Annotated in this window: 1 pseudogene; it reads right to left on the bottom strand. The window is 49.5% G+C overall.

Annotated elements, in window-relative coordinates:
* Positions 1-227: pseudogene (locus tag FS628_RS30455) on the bottom strand (UDP-N-acetylglucosamine 1-carboxyvinyltransferase); the annotation flags it as partial.
* Positions 228-295: the final 68 nt, after the last annotated feature.

Here is a 295-nt window from a genome sequence, read left to right as displayed (position 1 = left end):
CCACGGTCCATGTCATGAACACCCCCCACTTCCGTTCTACCTTCAGCAACAACACCTCCAATAATCACTCCCCCACCCCCACCCAAATCCCTACCCCTTACTTTCCCACCCTTCACCTTCGCATTACCTGTCATCATCGACCAACCTCCTTCAACGTTCATCTCCCCATTCATCAATTCCAACTCATCCACATCCATCAATCCCTTTTCAAAAACACTCTCTCTCACCACACTTCTTCCTTCACATCCCAGCAACACTCCCATCATCTCACATTCCATATCTGTCCCGAATCCTG

The sequence above is a fragment of the Paenibacillus xylanexedens genome (assembly GCF_007676705.1).
Classification (GTDB): Bacteria; Bacillota; Bacilli; order Paenibacillales; family Paenibacillaceae; genus Paenibacillus; species Paenibacillus xylanexedens_C.
This window is presented reverse-complemented; position numbering and strand designations above follow the sequence as displayed.